We start from the raw sequence: 15,660 nt of genomic DNA on the forward strand, positions 1-15,660 counted from the left end.
ACTATCATTTGCCCAGACACTCTGGTGGAGGAACCTATGACTGCGCACGGAATGGATACGGCGGTGGCTGCCTTGCGTCAGGCCGGCCTGATGCCGACGCGGGAACGTTTGTTGGTGGCCGGGCTGGTATTTTCCGGACCGCTGATCACTCTTAATCCCAATGAATTGCGGGAACGTGCCCTGGATCAGGGGCTGTATCTGAGCGAAGGCGAGGTCGGCAGCGCCTTGGCCGAATTAAGCCAAGCGGGGGTGTTGCCGAAAATGTTGTCGGGTTCGGGGGCGACGCCGGCGAATATGCGGCGGATTGCCAGTGCGCTACAGGCCATGGGCAATCACCATCGGCTGATGGTGCTGGTGGAACTGGCGCAGGGCGAGCGTTCGGTCGGCGAGTTGCGGCGGACGGTCGGGCTGCGGCCGTCGGCTTTGTCGCAACATCTGGCCAAGTTGCGGGTTGGCGGCCTGGTCCGCACCCGCCGCGACGCCACCAGAATTTATTATTCGTTGTCGTCGCCGGAAGTGCTGACCGTCTTAAGGGGATTTGGTTGTCTGACCAGCAAAGTTGACTGAAATCGCTCGTCACATAATGCGTCTGGCGTTTTGACGCCGGACGCGTTATCACGCCCCCGATTCACCTTGGTATTTGGGGTGTCGGGGGTTTCAATGATATTAGAACGTCGCGTTATTGTCTTTCCGCGGGCTGATTTCCTGGATGCCATCCGGCGCTATGGCGAACGAAACAACAAGACCATGCCCGATCTGCCGCCCATGGGCCTGAATTTCGACCCCGCCCAAGATGTCGCCTTGACCGTTACCTTCGCCGCCACTCGTGGCGGCGTCGAAACCCGCTTTGCTTTTTCGCGCGAAGATGTCGGTCAGGCGCTGACCAATCATTGCCGCGATCACAAGGTGCCGCTGCCCAAGGACGTCGCCAAGCAGGTGGAAAAGTTCAAGGACGGCGCCGCGCTTTCCATGCAGATCGGTTCGCCCGGTATGCATGTCATGGTCATCGATGACCAAGAAGTGATGCGCAACATCATCAAGAAGTTGCTGTCCAAGGCCAATCCGGCTCAGATCACCGAGGCGACCAACGGCGCCCATGCGCTGGAAATGCTGCGTTCGGGCGACGTCGATCCCGACGTCATCTTGTGTGATTTGCACATGGACAAGATGGATGGCAGCCAATTTCTGCGGGAATTGCGCGCCGACAAGGCCAATCTGAATAACCGCAAGCCGGTGCTGATCCTGACCGGCGACAAGAACGAGCAAGCGCACGAAGTCAGCCGGCAGATGGGGGCGTCGAAGGTTCTGACCAAACCCATTTCCGCCGACGACCTGATCAAGCAGATCATGTTGGTGCAGGGCTATTTCGAGATGAATAAGTAAAGCTGGCTTTGCCGTGACGCGGGCTCGGGCTATGGTGTCGCTCCCGTCGTCAAGGGTGACCCATGAGCCTCAATCGTTATTCCACCGAACTTGCCCAATCCTTCCGACTGCCGCTTGAACAGCCGGGGCCGTGGCTGCGCGCCATCGTTCCGTGGTTCGTGCTGGCGCTGGCGGCCCACTTCGCCGGCGGCTTGGGCCTGCCCGGCGGTGGCTTGATTCCTTTTGCCTTGAACGGCTTGGCCTTTGGCGCCTTCGCCGTCACCTGGCAGCGCTTCGTCGCCTTGGGCGAGGATCCGGGGCGTCCGCTTTCCATCAGGATCGGGCCGCGCCATGTGTTGTGGGCCTTTGCCTATCAGGTGTTGTTGGGCTTCGAAAGCTTTCCCACCATCTTGCTGTCGTCCTTCTTGGCCGATGTGGAAAACGGCAGGCTTATCGGCATCGCCGTGCAGGAAGCGTTTCAGTTGCTGGTCGGCACCATGTTCCTGATCCTGCCCCATATCGCGCTTTATAAGCGCGGCGGGGATGGGGCGTCGTTGCAGGAAATGACCTTGGCCGGCGGCATTTCGGTCGGCCTTGGATATGTGTTGGCCAATCTGCCGTTCCTGGTGATTTCCCTGGCCTGGGCTGATCTGGTCGGGCAATTGCCCGCCGGCCAGGGGACAGAAATCGCCGCCGCCTTGATTCAATTCGTGCTGTCGTTCGCGGCGGTGACGGTTTCGGCGGCGTTCTTCGCTAAGGTGTGGGTGCGTCTGCGGATGGAAGCGCCGCGCCTGGGGCGGCCCGCCCCCAACGATGACGCCGAGCCGACATCCAAGCCGCGTCGGACGGAACGTCTGCAAAAGCGCAAGCGTTAAGTCGCCCCATGAAGAAAAACGGGCCGGCAGCGATGCCGGCCTTTTTCTATCCGCCGAAGCCGGCGCGGACCAGCAGCATGTGGAAATCGCGCAAGGCTTTTTGCGCCTTGAGCGGGTCGCTGATGCCATCGACGAAATGGGCGTCGAAATGGGGTTGTCGCAGTAAACCCAAGATCCGTTCTCGCGCTCGGGTCATGGCTTTACCCTCGGGCAGAACGCCGGCGGCGCAAAATTGCACCAAGCGGATGGCGCGGTCATGCAAGGAGCTGTCTTGGTGGTCCAGCTTCTCGATGATCTGTTCCTCGATCAGATAACGTTCCAAAATCGCGTCGATATGGCTGCACACCTTGACCTTCATCGGTGGCGGGAACGGCGCTCGGGCCACCGCGCGATGGGCGGCGGTTGTCCGGATCATCTTTTCCTTGGGCGTCAGCCCGCGCTGGCACAGACGCAAAATCGAAATGCAGCTTAAGACGCGTTGAAAGTGTCCCATGATGTCGCTGGCATGTTCCGGCCCCAACGGGCTGGCGGCGAGATCGCTCAGATACATGATGCCATAGGCCATGTCGGGCATGACGTTGAAGCAATTGGCGATGGCGATGGTGCGGCCCTTGGCGCCGCCTTCATCGACCATGCGGGTATAGCGGGTGGTCAGGGCTTCGGCGGTGTCGGGGCCAAAAAGCGGGCCGTCGGGGCCAAGCATGCGGCCGACGACTTGAACAAAGGCTTCGCGTTCCTTGCCCGGATCGTTGCGGTATAGCGGGTTGGGGGAACGCAATTGCCGGTGCGCCCGGTCGATCAGGATGGTGCGGCTTTCCGGCAATTTCTGTTGCTTGAACAATTGGTTCAGCATTACCGCCGATTCGCCGGCATCGCTGTGTTCGGTGCTGAATTTTCCTTCGGCCAGATCCAGCATGGCGCAGATCGCCGCCGCCAAGCTGGGCTGAAACCCCAGGATTTCCTGAACGACAGCCGAGCCCAGAACGTCGGCGATCACCCCATCCAGCAAGGTCAGGGCATGGGCATCGCCTTCGGTTGCCGCCAACTGGCACAGCCGATCCAGCTTGCCAATCCACGAGCGGACATCGACCAGATCGCGCGACAGCACCACCATGGCCAGGTAATCGGCCTCGGTTGGTTCGGCGGCGAGGTTGGATACGTGGTCGTACATATCCTTGAAAGCGCCATCGAGTTTGGGCAGCTTCAGGCCATCGGCACGGCGGGCCTTGGCCGACATTTCGTCGAAGGATTTGAAGATTTCCTCACGCCGGGCCTTGGAATCGCCTTCCCCTTCCTTGGTTTGCAGGAAGGCGACACGATCCACCGCCGACGGCAGCAAGGCGTCCTTGTCCTGCAGGCGCTTCAATTCCTTGTAATTGTGCATCAATTCGGTGGGGGTGACGAAAGCCTTGTCCATGTAATTGCGGAACAGGCGATTGGTCACCGCGCGACTTTGGGAGCCGTAATAATCGGTTGGAGCCTCGCATTTGGGCGGGGCCTCCTCGATTTTTACGATATAGACCGGGCCGTCATCGCGCACCACTTGGGTCTGCGAGAAGATTTCCTTCTCGTCGAAGGTGCCATCGCCGCGCGCCCAGTTGCGGATGACCCGCGCGCCTTCGCATTTTTTGTCGGTTAACAGCTTTTTGGCGGCAGAAACCGCCGCATTCTGGTCGCCGACCAGGGATTGCTGTATCCAGCGGCCATCTTTCATGGCCTGGATCTCAAAATTGGCGCGGTCAGACGCCATGCCCATTCTCCTTTTCCCGATCCAATTCTGGCGACCGGTACCTTCCTGCCCGACGCATCTTTGATACGTTCGTGGGCAGCAAGTTGTCACGGATAGATTTGCAGGCTTATCCTTAATTTTCCCTCAATTCATACGATGGTCGGTTGCTCGGGGGAAAAGAAGGCCGCACAATTGGCGGCAAGGCTGCGGGAGAGAAAAGATGTCGGTGCGCTTTACGTGGCTTCGTCCCGGCGGCTGGGTTCGTTTGGGCGTCGTGGTTGCCGTGGCGATCTTGTTCGCCACCCCGATGTTGTGGGCCTTGGGGGCTTTTGGCGATGGCGACGAGGCCATCCGGCGGGCGTTGATCTTCTTGTTCGCCGGCCTGTGGTTTGGTATCGGCGTCGGCTATGCCGCCGGCTGGGCCTTGCGCGGCTTCGTCTTGCGCTCGAAAGAGCCTGATGATGAGGACGATGCCGGCCCCGCCCGCCCACCTGTGGGCCGGCCCGGTTCTCCGCCCCGCCCTGGGCACTGAAACCAAATCCCCTACTGATTTATATCTTCGCCCCCGCCCACGCTGTGATCAAGCATCACGGCGGCGAGAGGATTTCGCCGGTCAGCATCGGATCGCGAAGCTGAACCCAAGCTGAATGGGCCGCTCAGAACCTGTTCAGGTTGTGATTGATATTGTTCTTGGCATCGACAGCCCCAGGAGGGATCAGATGCTTGGAAAAATGCTCATTCACGGATTGGTCGCGGCAGTGTTGGTCGGCTCGGCCGCTGCGGTTTTCGCCCAAGCCAAAGACAATGGCTCTGTGAGCGCCAATACCGCCCAGACCAATGTCACCCGATCGGCCCCCCTGCCGGCTGAGGCCAAGGCGTCTCAAAGCGATAACGGATATATCCGGCCGAGCAAAAATGATCTTGGCAAGCGCGAGCATGAGCGTGAACGCGGCCATGACCGCAAATCCGGGCGTCACGGCGAAGACCGCGACGACGATTGATCGGAGGGTTGCTCCATGTCCCCCAAGCTTCAATACACGCTGATTAAAATCTGGCACGCCTGGGTCGGCGGCGCCTTCCTGGTCGCCTATCTGACGGCCGATGAAGACACCTATTCCATGCATTTGTTTGCCGGCTATGCCGTCCTGGCGGCCATCGTCGTGCGGTTGCTGGCGGCCATGGTCGCCCCGGCGGCGGGGCCGTTGCGGCTGCGACGCCCCAGCTTCGGGGCGGTGACGGCCTGGTTCGCGGTTCGCAAGGGGCGTCACCCCCTGTTTGCGTGGTTCGCGGCGGCGTTGATGATCATTGTTGGTTTGGCGGCCCTGTCGGGGGCGCTGGCCGATGTCTTCACATGGCTGGAACACCCGCACGAAGCCATCGCCACGGCGTCCTTGTGGGTCATCTTCGGCCATATCGGCTTTGTCGTTTTCATTTATGGCGGCAAGCGTTTGCTGGGGCGAATTGGCGACGCCGTTTCCCACATCCGCCTTTCCGCCTCTGCCAAGGAGCATTCCCGATGATCCGTCCGATCCTGGTTGCCGCCCTGTTCATACTGCCGGTGGCTGCGCTCGCCGCTGATTCCGCCCGTGACGCCATCTTGGCCGATTACGCCACCCAGGCGAAAAAGGCCGATGTCAGCTTTACCGCGTTCTCATCCCAACGAGGCGAAGCGTTGTTCCGGACCAAATGGGCCGGCGGCGATCCGCGGACGCCGTCTTGCACGGCGTGTCACACTGATAATCCTCGCAATTCGGGGCAGAACGCCAAGACCGGGCGCACCATCGATCCGGTGGCGGTGTCGGCCAATCCCAAACGCTTCACCAACCGCGACGATGTGGAAAAGCAGTTCGGGCGGGATTGCAAAAGCGTGCTGGGGCGGGAATGTTCGGCCCTGGAAAAGGGCGATTACATCACGTTTATGGCGGGGCAGTGATCATGCGCCGCAGCGTCATTGCCCTTGCCGTCCTGATGACCTGGATATCGCCAGCCTTGGCCGAGGATTGGGTGCCGCCGGTGACGGATCCCTTGGTGCAAAAGGAATGCGGGGCCTGTCATATGGCCTTTCAGCCCGCTTTTCTGCCGGCGCGGTCATGGAACCGGATGATGGACGAATTGTCCGACCATTTCGGCGAGGACGCCAGCCTGCCCGCCGATAAAACCCAGGCGATCCGTGCTTATCTGACCGCCAATGCCGGCGATGTGCAGATGAAGGGGCGGGCGTGGAAATACATGAAATGGGTGTCGCCGGGGGGAACTCCGCAGAAAATCACCGAAAACCCCGATTTCGAACGCAAGCACCGCTTCGCCGACAAGGTGTGGAAAGACCCCAAGGTGGTGACGAAATCCAATTGCCCCGCCTGCCATCGCGCGGCCGACAAGGGATATTATGAAGATGACTGATTCTGGCCGCCTTTTTGATCATCCCGGTTGGTTCGTAGCAGGAGAGAGCAAGGAAAGGGCGATAAATTCGCAGTGGCTGCGCATATATAAATGTAAATATGTGCGTATCAATTAAAAATGCACGCCCTTGTCGGAGCCGGCAATAAGCTAAAATAGGGGGTGGCCTCATTTATTTCCATAATCCCTCTAATTTTACTCTCCTGGAATATAGCTGTGTTTCGTCGATTTCACCGTTGCATTCATGTTGTTTTAATTGCGATAGTCTCTCTATCGTCAGATCAACAGTGATGGGCGTTATTGGCTTTGGGGGTGTCGTGAATCCCGAGCATTATTCCTGGGTCGCGGTGGCCGTCATGGCCGTTGCTATTCTTCACGCCGCATTCCAGATGCTGCGTTAACAGCAAAAGCCCGACCCGAAGATTTCCGGGTCGGGCTTTTTGTTTCAAGATGATGCTTAGTTGAGGAAGTTGAGCAGCGACATTTCGCGGACCTTGGCCAAGGTCTGATAGCCGGCCTCAAGGGCGCGCTGATCGTCCAGCAGCAAGGTGATGGCTTCTTCCTTGTTGACGTTTTCCATGGAGGTAATGCGCTCGTCAAGAAAGCCGACATAGGATTTGTGCGTTTCCGTCGTCGTCTTGATCAGGCCCTGGGTCACGCCCAATTGCGAGCGCACCGATTCAAGGTCGCTGCTGGCCTCGGGGCCAAAGGGCGGGCTGGCGCTGGCCGGGTGATTGAGCGCGTCCTGAATAAGAAAACGGGCGCCTTCGATCCGGTCGAGGTTGTTTTCCAAGCCGCCCGATGTGCCATAAGCCCCTTGGGCGATCATGCCCATGGCCCGGATCGCCTTTTCAAAGGCCGGGTCCGACGCGAAGACTCCGATGCTGACGGTGCGGTTTTGGTCGATACGCTGTTCGATGTTGATGTTATCGCCCTGGTACCACGAATCCGCCGACAGGGTGGCGGCCACGGTCTCGGTGGTGCCGATCTTGGCGCTGGCGATGGTGATGGTGTCGGGCGGACCGGCGGTGATGGACTGAACCTCGTAGACGCCGTCATTGCCGGTCGTGCCTGCCACGGTGAAGGTTTGGCCGGCGGTGAAGCCGGTGGCGTTGGACACGGTGATGGTATCGGTGCCGGGGACGAAGGTCAGGTTCGCGGCCACGTTGGTGGTGGATTTCGAATCATCGGTGTAATAGCTGATGGTGCCGGCGGTGGGGCCTTCGGTGGTCAGGCGCGACACCTTGAGCTGGGTGCCGGTATTGCCGACCACCGTATAGCTTTGGTTGTTGCCGGCGGCCGCGCCGGCGGCGGTGATGCGCGATCCCACCGGAATGTCGGACAGAGTGCCGGCATTGGCGGCGGTGATGGTGCCGTTGGCGGCGTTGAAGCTCAGATTGCCGGTGATGCTGGTGTCGGTGGTGATGTCCAGCATATGGGCGGCCCGCGTGGTCGGATAGGTGACGCTGTTGCCGTCATAGATATCTTGAAACCCCGCCAGGCTGCCGGCGGCCAATTTGACCGGCTCGGTGGAAACGCGGCCGCCCGAGAACAGGTATTGTCCATCGGCGCTGGACGACAGATAGGATTGCATGTCGATCATCGACTGGAAGGCCCAGTTCTGGATGTTCTCGACGTCTTGTTGTGACCGGTTTTCGTTGGCATAAAAGGTTTCCAGGCGGTCCTTGAAGGCCTTCATCGTCTTTTCGACGGCGGTCATCGACACGTCGGCGGCCTTGATGCGGGTCTGCGCCATGTCGTTGTTGGTGATGAAGGCATTGGCGCGGGCCTTTTCATTCTCGAAATTGATCAGCCGGTTGCTGTCTTTCGAGATGCCGGTGTAATTCTGCGACTTCTTTTCGGTGAGCACCTGAAGAGTCAGCTTGTTGATACGTTCGTTCAGCGCGGTCACGCGCGACAGATACATCTGGTTGGAGCCATAGGTTGCGATGCGAGTCATGGCGTCCTCCGTTACTTAATCATGTTGGTGAGCGTTTCCAGCATTTCCTGGAGAACGGTAATCACTTTGGCGGTGGCCGAATACGCTTGCTGAAAGTCGATCATGGAGGACACTTCTTCGTCCAGATTGACACCGCTGAACGAAGTGTATTGGAAGTCCAGCGATTGGTTCAAGGTCTGCTGATACTCCAAGCTGTCGGCCGAGTGCGAGGCATCGCCGGCGACCAGGGAAATGGTCGAGGCGGCATATTCGCTCAGGGAGTAATTGCCCGAATATAATCCGCCGGCGCTGTTCATGGTGCGCTTGGCGTTCATCGCTTCGGCCATGCTGAGGGCAGTGGTGTTGTCGCCTTCGGACAGGTAATACTTATTGAGGTCGCTATTCCATTGAACGGTGCCGCGACCCAGTTTTTCCGGGGCGGTCTGCAAATCGGCGCGGACGCTCAAGGTGCCGGCCTGGCGGGTGGCCGCCCGTTGCAGACCGATTTCACTGAGCAGGTTGTTGCCGTTCACGTCCAGGCTGGAGGCCATGTACACCTCCTTGTTTTCGGCATTGACCACGCGCAGGCGATACCCCGAGCCCTCGGGAATCACCGAGGCGGAAAGCCGTTGCTGCTTGTTCATGCCCAGAGCGCTTTCCAGGCTGCCGCCAGTCATGGCGCCGCCGGAAAAGCTGACCGACAATTCCGAGCCGGCGGTGCTTTCCAAGCGCAGGCGATAGCCATTGCCGTCTTGGACGACCGAGCCGACAACGGAGCCGGTGGTCAGCTTCCCGGCAATTTCTTCCAGCGACACCGCGCCCGGACCGACGGTGGCGGTCGAGACCGTGCCGCTGCCGTTGGAAACCGAGATGGTGGCGGCCGAGGTCAGGATGAAACTGCTATTGGCGCTTTGTGACGCCGATTCGGTGGTGCGGCTGAACTGATTGATGTACTTGGCGATGTCTTCCAGGCTCGAGCCCTGCGGGATGGAAATGGTTGGCCCCAATTGGCCGGTGCCATCCAGAATGGACAAGTCGCGGGTGGTGCTGGTCTTGAAGGTCGATGGCTGGATCGCCGAATCGAAGATCGAGTTCTGGGCCGAGTTGACATAAAAGTCGTTGAGGCCAAAGAAATTGGAAAAGCCCTTGACCGTCTGGTCGGTGGCGCCATCGCCATCAACGTCAAAGGAGATGGTAGCGTCGGTGGCGGCGGCGCCGCCGGCGCTGCTGACCTGATCGCGAAACGCCAGCGATTGCGTCGGCACGCCGGTATCGATGATCAGCTTCCCTTCGGAATTCAGATTGGCGGTGGCGTTGGCATATTCCGGCCCCAACGAGCGCAGCCAGCCCTCGACATGGGCGCTCACTTCATTGATCGCCCATTCGTCGTGGTCGCCCTTGGCGGCGAAATCAGACAAAGACCGCCCGGTTCCCGCCGTCGCCGACGTATAAGATCCAGAGTAGTTGGTCTGCATGATGGCGTTCAAGGTGGTCTGGTAGGCTTGCGCGCCGGTGCTGTCAAAAATGGCCAGGGACACGTCTTCGGTGCCCGACAATTGGATGGTCTGACGTGGATTGACCTTTTCCACGGTGATATTGGCGCCGGCGCCGCCGACCGAGATCACGCGGTAGGTGCCGTTATTGGTGGAATCCTCGGCGCTGTCGATGGAGAAGGTCGAACCGGCGGACAGGCCGGAAAACGGCGTGCCTGCGCTGGCGGTCATCACCGATTGCCACGGATTGGCGCCGCTGGCGGCGATGGTCAGATTGGTATAATTGGCCGTCGTCAGGGTGGTCGAACCAAACATGAAACGGGCGCTGGTGTCCGGATTGGCCGGCGCCGTCGGCGTCGGCGCGATGTTGCCCTGCTTGGCGAAGGTCCGGGTGCCTTCGTAACGAGACGAGACGTTGGGGTACGAGGTGCCGCGATTGTGCGCCAGATTAAGCGCTTCGCGCATGGTGACGGCCATTTCGTCCAGGTTGGACTGCAAGTCGGTGACCGTCTTGTCGCGCATGTCCAGCAGCGCCCGCAACTGGCCGCCCTGGATCAGGGGGCCCAGGTCGGAGCTGCCGCCGGCCACGGTGATCTTGTTGAACTGGCCGCCGGACGAGGTCATCCAGGTGTCGATCTTCGTATTGGCGCTGTAATTCAGCGGCTGGTCCTGATTATCGACCAGCATCTCGCCGGAATTGGTGTAGACGATCATCGAACCGTCTTGGCGCTTGTAGTACTGAATGTCGATCATCGAGGCCAATTCGGTGATCGCCAGGTCGCGCTTGTCTTCCAGATCGGTGGTGCCGGTGGCGACCGCGGAATTCTTGACGATCTTCTGGTTGAGGTCGTGGATCGAGGCCAGCTTGTCGTTGATCAGATTAACCGTGCTTTCGATGTCGCGGTCGGCTTCCAGACGTAGGCCCTGCAATTGCTCGGTCATCCGGTCCAGCAATTGGGCCGCATCTTCGCCCGACTGCACCGTCGACCACTGGATCGCCGGCTTGTTGACCTGGGTGCCCAGCAATTCAAAGGCTTTGTACAGGTCGTTCATCTTGTGGGCGATGGAGGTATTGTCGGCGACATTGCCGAACAGGTCGTCGATACGCGGATAGTATTCCTGCTCGGCCTGCAACTTGCCCAAGGTGGCGGTTTGCTTGCGGATATCCTTCAGCAGGCCTTCGTTGACCATGCGGGTGACCGAACCGACCTGGACACCGGCGCCGTTGCCGTTGAGAACCCGGGATTCCTGGTTCATCACCTTGCGGACATAGCCCTTGGTGTTCACGTTGGTGACGTTTTGGGCGATGGTGTCGAGCGCCCGCTGGCTGGTCAGCAGTCCCGATAGCGCCGTGTTCAGTCCAAGGGTCAGTGACATGGCTTTGCTCCCGCCGTGATCGGCATCACAGGGTCTGGTTGAAGGCCAAGGAATTCTGTTCGCCAGTGGCCGCGGCGCCGTATTGGCCGGCGGGGCCATAGCTGACGGCGCTGGTCGCGTTGGCCTTCACCGCGGTGACCATGGCGTCCATCAGCATCTGGGTTGCTTCTATCTCGGCTTTCAGGCGCCGGGCATTTTCTTCCACCAACCCTTTGAGACGGATGCCCAGGGCGGTCAGTTCTTCTTTTTGTTCCGGTTCCAGCGTCTCGGCCAGTTGCGGTTCGTCGGCCAACGGGGCGATGGCGTTTTCGTAGATACGGGCCAAGGCGGCCTTGTTCTCGGCCAATTCGCGCACGGTGCGCGAATCGTGATGGATCAGCGCGTCGTTTTCGAATTCCAGCAACTCGCACAGATTGGTGCAGGCCCAGACGATATCGTCGATGGAAAGCGCGGGGGTCGCGGCTTCAGTCTCGGTCATCGCTTAAACCTCCTGATTCTTCAACAGCGACCGGGTCACTTGATCGGCAAGGCCGATCCCCCCCGGGCGGTTCGAGACCATCTTGGCATATTCATCCAGCAGCATGGGGCGGAACATGGCTTCGGCATGGCCGCCGCCGAACGGGCCTTCCTCGGATTTGATGCCTTCGAACATGTGTTGCAACATCTGGCTCATGAACATGGACTCGAATTGCTTGCCGACGGCCTTGGCCTGCTCGGCATTGACGGCGTGGGTGTTGATCGCCTTGGGGGCGCTGGCGGCCAGTTGGGCGCTGTCGGTGTTGACGTTCATCACATCACCTCGATATCGGCTTGCAAGGCGCCAGAGGCCTTGATCGCATGCAGGATCGAGATCAGGTCGCGCGGGCCGATGCCCAGATTGTTGAGGCCGTTGACCAGTTCCTGCAAGGTGACGCCATGGGGGACGACGCTCAGCTTGTTTTGCTGGCCTTCGTCGATTTGGATGTCGGTGCGGTTGACCACGGTGGTGTCGCCGGTGGTCGAAAACGGCGAGGGCTGCGAGACCTGCGGGGTCTCGGTGATGCGGATGGTCAACTGGCCTTGGGCGATGGCCACGGTGCTGATGCGAACGTTTTCGCCCATGACGATGGTGCCGGTGGCTTCGTCGATGACGATCTTGGCCATCTGGTCGGGCTCGACCCGCAATTGCTCGATATCGGTCAACAGGCCGACGACGTTGCCGCGATATTCGGGCGGAACCATGATCTGGACGGTGGACGGATCGGTGGGGCGGGCGACGTTGCTGCCCAAGAAGGCGTTGACCGCTTGGGCGGTGCGATTGGCGGTGGTGAAATCGGGGTTGCGCAAGGACAGCTTGACCGCTTCCAGATGGGCCATTTCGAACGGCAATTCCCGCTCGACGATGGCGCCATTGGCGATCTTGCCGCCGGTCGGCACCCCTTTTTGCACGGTGGTCGAACCACCGGCGCCGCCGCCGCCGCCGCCGGTGGCGACGATGCCGACGCCGGCCAGGCCGCCTTGAGCCACGGCATAGATTTCACCATCGGCGCCGACCAGCGGGGTGACCAAAAGGGTGCCGCCCATCAGCGACTTGGAATCGCCCATGGCCGAAACCGAAACATCGACCCGAGTGCCCTGGCGGGCAAAAGCCGGCAGCGTGGCGGTGACCATGACGGCGGCGACGTTCTTGGGCTTGACGGTGGCGATGGCGCCGCCTTGTTCGCGGATGTTGACGCCCAGGCGTTCCAGCATGGCAACCAAGGATTCCTTGGTGAACGGCGCGTTGGTCAGGTCGTCGCCGGTTCCCGACAGGCCGACGACCAAGCCGTACCCGACCAGCAGGTTGTCCCGCACGCCTTCATAATCGGCGATATCCTTGATGCGCGACGCGCCAAAGGCGGTCGGCGGCATGGCCAGGATGGTCGCGGCCACCAGCCCGGCAGCCAGGGCGAAGGCCCGGATTGCGGTGGATGAAGCGGCTTTGGCTGTGGCGATACGGGTCATGGCGTCCTCGGCAAACGCAGCGAACAGAATTTTGCCGAAACATCCTTGCGAAGTCCGTGCCATGTTAAAAAATACATATAAATCAATGATCTGTATATTTGAGGTGCGGTTTTTTTCCATCCGATGCCCGGCAAAACTTGCCGCTTTGGCGTGGGGAGCCCGGCAGAAATAGCGGCTATCACCGACAGAGCAGGAAGGCTACACTGTGCGGGTATCCGTCAACCCACAGCCACAGGACTTTCATGAAGGTTTCCGGGGTCGGTTCGGGCTCTGCCGCGTCTGGAGGGGCCCGCCGTGTCGGCAAAGCCGACGGCAAGAAAAACGAATTCAAGCAAGCCCTGGTTGACGCCATGGAGACCATGGATGACGTCTACGCCGCCGAGGCTCCGGCGGCGATCGGTGTTGTTGATGCGCTGTTGATGGCCCAGTCGGTGGGGGATTCCACCGACCGCGAGGCGCGGCAGCGCCATATTCGCCACGCCGAGGATATTTTGGATCGGCTGGAAGAGTTGCGGCACGGACTTTTGTTGGGAACGGTGCCGGAATCCAAGCTGGTGCAATTGTCCGAGATGGTCCGCGCCCGCAAGGAATCATGCCCTGACCCGCGGTTATCGGCGCTTCTTGACGAGATCGAGTTGCGAGCCGAAGTGGAAATCGCCAAGCTCAGTCGCGGCCGTTAAGCGCCGCATTGCCGTTTTCTTTCCCGGCGATCGAACCCAACCTGAACATCGGCGCTTGCGGTGGGGTGGGTCACCCCATATATTGCGTCGCGACTTGACCGAACCGACACAAATCGGGGGATTGGATGACCGTCACTCTGCCGCAGGATTACCGTCCATCTGAGGACGAGCCCTTCATGAATGAAAACATGAAGGAATATTTTCGTCAAAAACTGCTGTCTTGGCGGTCGGAATTGCTGCGCGAATCCGATGAGACCTTGGCCCATCTGCAAGAAGGTGGGTTGCAGGAACCCGATATCGCTGACCGTGCCTCGGCCGAAACCGACCGGGCCTTGGAATTGCGGACCCGCGACCGTGAGCGTAAGTTGATCGCGAAGATCGACGCGGCGCTGGAGCGTCTGCTTGACGGCTCCTATGGATATTGCGAGGAAACCGGAGAGCCGATCACCATTCGCCGGCTTGAAGCTCGGGCCATCGCCACCTTGTCGATCGAGGCGCAAGAACGCCACGAGCGCATGGAGCGCACGCACCGCGAGGACTGATTGCCCAAGCCTTCGCGCAATAATTTAAAACAACCCCGCTTCGGCGGGGTTTTTTTATTTTAATCGGGCCTTTGTGATCCAAGCCACGGGTGGCTGTTGAAACACAAAGAAAATGCCTATAAATTAACCTGGGAAATGGGGTGTGCATAAAAAATAGTCTTTTGTGCTGGGGGGATTGCATGTCTGAGCCGGAACGAATTCTTGAACTGACCCGTGCTGTTCACGATGTCGCCAACGATAAGATCCGGGCCATCAAAAAGGTTACGGGTACGACGCGTATCTTGTCTTTGAACGCGTTGATCGAGGCGACGCGAGCGGGCGATGCCGGCAAGGGATTTGCCGTGGTCGCCAACGAGGTCAAGAACGTCTCGCAAAGCATCGATTCGATCACTCAGGCGCTGGAAGGCGAATTATCGTCGACGATCCGCGATCTGATGAATCTGGGGCAAGCCTTGATCGGTCAGTTGCGCGGCTCGCGTCTGGCCGATCTGGCCTTGAACATGATTGAAATCATCGACCGCAATCTCTATGAACGTTCGTGCGATGTGCGCTGGTGGGCCACCGATTCGGCCATGGTCGATTGCCTGACCCGCGATGACCTTGCCGCCACCGCCCATGCCGCGCGGCGGTTGGGCGTGATCTTGGATTCGTACACCGTCTATCTGGATTTGTGGGTCGCCGACGCCAATGGCCGGGTTGTCGCCAATGGCCGCCCCGCCCGCTATTCCAAGGCGGTGGGGACCGACGTCTCGCGTGAGAAATGGTTTCTTGACGCCATGGCGACGGCCAGCGGCAACGATTTCTCCATGGCCGATATCCAGGCCAATGCCAGCCTTGATGGTGCTTTGGTCGCCACCTATGCCACCGCCATCCGCGAGAGAGGCGAAACCGATGGCAAGCCCTTGGGCGTGCTCGGCATCTTCTTTGATTGGGAGCCGCAGGCCGACGCGGTGCTTAAGGGCGTGCGGCTGCGCAGCGAGGAAAAGGCCCGCACCCGCTGCCTTTTGGTTGATCGACAGCTTAAGATTCTGGCCGCTTCCGACGGTGTCGGCGTCTTGACGGACGCTGTCCGGCTGCGGGCGGATCAGGGGCAGATGGGGGCCTATGTGGATGAATTAGGCAATGTCATCGGCTTTGCCCTCACTCCGGGCTATGAAACCTATGCCGGCATGGGCTGGTACGGCGTCATCATCCAACAGCCCGCGGCCGAGACGATCGAGGCTGGGGCCAAGCACTAACGCCTTGATATGACGCATTTTTCGCTGGCGGTTCGCTGGAGGGGC

Annotated in this window: 17 protein-coding genes; 11 read left to right on the forward strand and 6 right to left on the reverse strand. The window is 59.9% G+C overall.

The features are described from left to right. Nucleotides 1-36 precede the first annotated feature (36 nt). The 3 genes from KEC16_RS19865 (at nucleotide 37) to KEC16_RS13895 (ending at nucleotide 2,237) form a co-directional block, all read left to right on the forward strand. On the forward strand, nucleotides 37-567 hold the full coding sequence (locus tag KEC16_RS19865; RefSeq protein WP_249209193.1) for an ArsR/SmtB family transcription factor: 531 nt from the start codon (nucleotides 37-39) through the stop codon (nucleotides 565-567). Between the two features lie 93 nt (nucleotides 568-660). Then, nucleotides 661-1,383, forward strand: a complete 723-nt coding sequence (locus KEC16_RS13890) for a response regulator (protein ID WP_211549934.1) — start codon at nucleotides 661-663, stop codon at nucleotides 1,381-1,383. Nucleotides 1,384-1,445: 62 nt separating this feature from the next. Then, nucleotides 1,446-2,237: a hypothetical protein gene (locus KEC16_RS13895; protein WP_211549936.1), complete on the forward strand. Its 792-nt coding sequence runs from the start codon at nucleotides 1,446-1,448 to the stop codon at nucleotides 2,235-2,237. 46 nt (nucleotides 2,238-2,283) lie between these two features. On the opposite strand, the gene KEC16_RS13900 is transcribed toward KEC16_RS13895, so the two are convergent. Next, nucleotides 2,284-3,987: a hypothetical protein gene (locus KEC16_RS13900; RefSeq protein WP_211549938.1), complete on the reverse strand. Its 1,704-nt coding sequence runs from the start codon at nucleotides 3,985-3,987 to the stop codon at nucleotides 2,284-2,286. Between the two features lie 199 nt (nucleotides 3,988-4,186). On the opposite strand from KEC16_RS13900, the gene KEC16_RS13905 reads away from it, so the two are divergent. The 5 genes from KEC16_RS13905 (at nucleotide 4,187) to KEC16_RS13925 (ending at nucleotide 6,366) form a co-directional block, all read left to right on the forward strand. Further along, on the forward strand, nucleotides 4,187-4,498 hold the full coding sequence (locus KEC16_RS13905) for a hypothetical protein (protein ID WP_211549940.1): 312 nt from the start codon (nucleotides 4,187-4,189) through the stop codon (nucleotides 4,496-4,498). Nucleotides 4,499-4,613: 115 nt separating this feature from the next. Continuing rightward, nucleotides 4,614-4,967: a hypothetical protein gene (locus tag KEC16_RS13910; protein ID WP_211549942.1), complete on the forward strand. Its 354-nt coding sequence runs from the start codon at nucleotides 4,614-4,616 to the stop codon at nucleotides 4,965-4,967. A 15-nt stretch (nucleotides 4,968-4,982) separates the two neighbouring features. Continuing rightward, a complete protein-coding gene (locus KEC16_RS13915) occupies nucleotides 4,983-5,486 on the forward strand; it encodes a hypothetical protein (protein ID WP_211549944.1) in 504 nt (167 codons plus the stop codon). After that, the gene (locus KEC16_RS13920; protein WP_211549946.1) at nucleotides 5,483-5,899 is read left to right on the forward strand and encodes a DUF1924 domain-containing protein; all 417 of its coding nucleotides are present in this window, start codon (nucleotides 5,483-5,485) and stop codon (nucleotides 5,897-5,899) included. The genes KEC16_RS13915 and KEC16_RS13920 overlap by 4 nt, the downstream gene beginning before the upstream one ends. Nucleotides 5,900-5,901: 2 nt before the next feature. After that, nucleotides 5,902-6,366, forward strand: coding sequence for a diheme cytochrome c (locus KEC16_RS13925; protein ID WP_211549948.1), 465 nt, complete (start codon nucleotides 5,902-5,904; stop codon nucleotides 6,364-6,366). A 454-nt stretch (nucleotides 6,367-6,820) separates the two neighbouring features. Here the strand turns inward: KEC16_RS13925 and KEC16_RS13930 are convergent, their stop codons facing one another. Genes KEC16_RS13930 through KEC16_RS13950 form a run of 5 tightly spaced genes read right to left on the reverse strand, consistent with a single transcriptional unit; the run spans nucleotide 6,821 to nucleotide 13,155 of the window. Then, nucleotides 6,821-8,323, reverse strand: coding sequence for a flagellin (locus KEC16_RS13930; RefSeq protein ID WP_211549950.1), 1,503 nt, complete (start codon nucleotides 8,321-8,323; stop codon nucleotides 6,821-6,823). Nucleotides 8,324-8,334: 11 nt separating this feature from the next. Further along, nucleotides 8,335-11,172 (reverse strand): flagellar hook-associated protein FlgK, encoded by a 2,838-nt coding sequence (gene flgK, locus KEC16_RS13935; RefSeq protein ID WP_211549951.1) that lies wholly within the window; start codon nucleotides 11,170-11,172, stop codon nucleotides 8,335-8,337. Nucleotides 11,173-11,197: 25 nt separating this feature from the next. After that, the gene (locus tag KEC16_RS13940) at nucleotides 11,198-11,650 is read right to left on the reverse strand and encodes a flagellar protein FlgN (protein ID WP_211549954.1); all 453 of its coding nucleotides are present in this window, start codon (nucleotides 11,648-11,650) and stop codon (nucleotides 11,198-11,200) included. 3 nt (nucleotides 11,651-11,653) lie between these two features. After that, nucleotides 11,654-11,962, reverse strand: a complete 309-nt coding sequence (locus KEC16_RS13945; protein ID WP_211549956.1) for a rod-binding protein — start codon at nucleotides 11,960-11,962, stop codon at nucleotides 11,654-11,656. Then, nucleotides 11,962-13,155: a flagellar basal body P-ring protein FlgI gene (locus KEC16_RS13950; RefSeq protein WP_211549957.1), complete on the reverse strand. Its 1,194-nt coding sequence runs from the start codon at nucleotides 13,153-13,155 to the stop codon at nucleotides 11,962-11,964. Before KEC16_RS13950 ends, KEC16_RS13945 begins: the two co-directional genes overlap by 1 nt. 242 nt (nucleotides 13,156-13,397) lie before the next feature. Between KEC16_RS13950 and KEC16_RS13955 the strand changes: the two genes are divergently transcribed. The 3 genes from KEC16_RS13955 to KEC16_RS20015 all read left to right on the forward strand — a co-directional run bounded on the left by KEC16_RS13955 (nucleotide 13,398) and on the right by KEC16_RS20015 (nucleotide 15,615). Continuing rightward, the gene (locus KEC16_RS13955) at nucleotides 13,398-13,835 is read left to right on the forward strand and encodes a flagellar assembly protein FliX (protein WP_211549959.1); all 438 of its coding nucleotides are present in this window, start codon (nucleotides 13,398-13,400) and stop codon (nucleotides 13,833-13,835) included. Nucleotides 13,836-13,960: 125 nt separating this feature from the next. Further along, nucleotides 13,961-14,377 carry an RNA polymerase-binding protein DksA gene (gene dksA, locus KEC16_RS13960; protein ID WP_211549961.1) on the forward strand — a complete coding sequence of 139 codons (417 nt, stop codon included), beginning with the start codon at nucleotides 13,961-13,963 and terminating at the stop codon, nucleotides 14,375-14,377. Nucleotides 14,378-14,556: 179 nt separating this feature from the next. Further along, nucleotides 14,557-15,615, forward strand: coding sequence for a methyl-accepting chemotaxis protein (locus tag KEC16_RS20015; RefSeq protein ID WP_211549963.1), 1,059 nt, complete (start codon nucleotides 14,557-14,559; stop codon nucleotides 15,613-15,615). Nucleotides 15,616-15,660: the final 45 nt, after the last annotated feature.

Origin of the sequence: Magnetospirillum sulfuroxidans (assembly GCF_018224925.1) — a bacterium.
GTDB classification, from domain to species: Bacteria; Pseudomonadota; Alphaproteobacteria; order Rhodospirillales; family Magnetospirillaceae; genus Magnetospirillum; species Magnetospirillum sulfuroxidans.